The 2,407-nt window shown below is 69.6% G+C and carries 2 protein-coding genes; both read left to right on the top strand.

The genetic code is table 11. The features are described from left to right. Positions 1–114: 114 nt before the first annotated feature. Positions 115–1,383 (top strand): glucose-1-phosphate adenylyltransferase, encoded by a 1,269-nt coding sequence (glgC, locus tag AC1D15_RS27220; RefSeq protein WP_047502160.1) that lies wholly within the window; start codon positions 115–117, stop codon positions 1,381–1,383. 7 nt (positions 1,384–1,390) lie between these two features. Continuing rightward, the coding region (locus AC1D15_RS27215) for a glycogen synthase (protein ID WP_477828464.1) at positions 1,391–2,407 on the top strand (1,017 nt) is incomplete at its 3' end.

Below are 2,407 nucleotides of genomic sequence, written 5' to 3'. Positions count from 1 at the left end.
GTGTGGGCCAGACTTTGCTCGTTTGTCCCGGCGTGCGCAAGCGCGGGGGCAGTGCTTCAATGCGGTGCGGGCCGTGCACAATCGCAGCGCGCCGCGACCCTTCCTGGAGACATCATGCAACCCATCGATCTTGCGTTGAGCCTCGACCTGCCCAAGCGCGCCGTCGCGCTGGTGCTGGCCGGCGGCCGCGGCAGCCGCCTGAAGAACCTGACCGACCGCCGCGCCAAGCCGGCCGTCTACTTCGGCGGCAAGTTCCGCATCATCGATTTCGCGCTGTCGAACTGCCTGAACTCCGGCATCCGGCGCATCGGCGTGATCACGCAGTACAAGTCGCACAGCCTGCTGCGCCACCTGCAGCGCGGCTGGGCCTTCCTGAAGAGCGAGATGAACGAGTTCGTCGACCTGCTGCCGGCCCAGCAGCGCAACGACGACGAGAGCTGGTACCGCGGCACTGCCGACGCCGTCTACCAGAACCAGGACATCCTCGCGAGCTACGGCGCCGACTACGTGGTGGTGCTGGCCGGCGACCACATCTACAAGATGAACTACGCGCTGATGCTGGCCGACCACGTCGCCAAGGGGCGCGAGTGCACGGTGGGCTGCATCGCGGTGCCGCGCGCGGAGGCGGTGGCCTTCGGCGTGATGGCAGTCGACCGCGACAACCACATCACCGAGTTCGTCGAGAAGCCGGCCGACCCGCCGCCGATGCCGGGCCGCCCCGACATGGCGCTCGCGAGCATGGGCATCTACATCTTCAACGCGCGCTACCTCTACAAGGAGCTCGAGCGCGACATGAACGACGCCGATTCGAGCCACGACTTCGGCAAGGACATCATCCCGCGCGCGGTGCGCAACGGCCAGGCCTCGGCGCACCCGTTCGAGCTGAGCTGCGTCAGCACGCGGCACGGCGAGGCACCGTATTGGCGCGATGTCGGCACCATCGACGCGTACTGGGACGCCAACATCGACCTCACCGCCACCGACCCGCTGCTGAACCTGTACGACAAGCGCTGGCCGATCTGGACCTACCAGGAGCAGCTGCCGCCGGCCAAGTTCGTGCACAACCAGGACGACCGCCGCGGCATGGCCGTGGAGTCGCTGGTGTCGGGCGGCTGCATCGTCTCGGGCTCGGTCACGCGCACCGTGCTGTTCTCGAGCGTGCGGGTGCACTCGCACGCGGTCGTCAGCTGGTCGGTGCTGCTGCCGGGCGCGCAGATCGGCCGCGGTGCGCGGCTCACGCGCGTGGTGGTCGACCGCGCCTGCGTGATCCCCGACGGCATGGTGATCGGCGAGGATGCCGAACTCGATGCCGAGCGCTTCTACCGTTCCGAGAACGGCATCACCCTTGTCACGCGCGACATGCTCGCCAAACTTACCGCCTGATCACTGCATGAAAGTCCTCCAGGTCGCCGCTGAAATCTTCCCGCTGGTCAAGACCGGCGGCCTGGCCGACGTGGCCGGTGCCTTGCCCCAGGCGCTGGCGCGCGCCGGTGCCGACGTGCGGGTGGTGCTGCCCGGCCTGCCGGCCATCGCCGACGCGGTGCTGCACCAGAAGACCGTCTGCGAGATCGGCGCCGCCTTCGGCGCCGCGCGCGTGCGGCTGACGCTCGGCACCATGCCGTACAGCGGGCTGCCGGTCTACGTGGTCGACGCGCCGTACCTGTACCGGCGCGGCGGCAGCCCGTACCAGGCGCCCGACGGCAACGAGTGGTCCGACAACGCCCAGCGTTTCGCGCTGCTCGGCTGGGTGGCGGCCCACATCGCCGCCGGCGAGTTCGACCCCGACTGGGTGCCCGACGTGCTGCACACGCACGACTGGCATGCGGCGATGGCCTGCGCCTACGCCCATGCGCACGCGCCGACGCGCGCCGCGCGGGTCTTCACGGTGCACAACCTGGCCTACCAGGGGCTGTTCCCGGCCGGCGATTTCAACCTGCTGGGGCTGCCGGCGCGCTACATGGCGGCCTCGGGCGTCGAATACCACAGCCAGCTGTCGTTCATGAAGGCGGGGCTGAAGTTCGCCGACCGCGTGACGACCGTCAGCCCGACCTATGCGCGCGAGATCGCGACCCATGAATACGGCTGCGGGCTCGACGGCGTGATCCGCGGCCGCGGCGGCGATGTCTGCGGCATCCTGAACGGCGTCGATCCCGAGGTGTGGAACCCGGCCACCGACGCGGGCATCGCGAAGCGCTACCAGGCCGATTCACTGGTCGGCAAGGCGGTCTGCAAGCATGCATTGCAGACCGAACTGGGGCTGGAGCGGCGGGCCGACGCGCCGGTGTTCGGCGTCGTCAGCCGGCTCACATCGCAGAAGGGGCTCGACCTGGTGCTGGCGGCGCTGCCGGGCATCCTGCAGCGCGGCGGCCAGCTCGCGCTGCAGGGCAACGGCGACCGCGCGCTGGAG

The organism is Rhizobacter sp. P2_H2, assembly GCF_056403375.1.
Note: the sequence above shows the minus strand (reverse complement) of the source record. Positions and strands in the feature narration are given on the sequence as shown.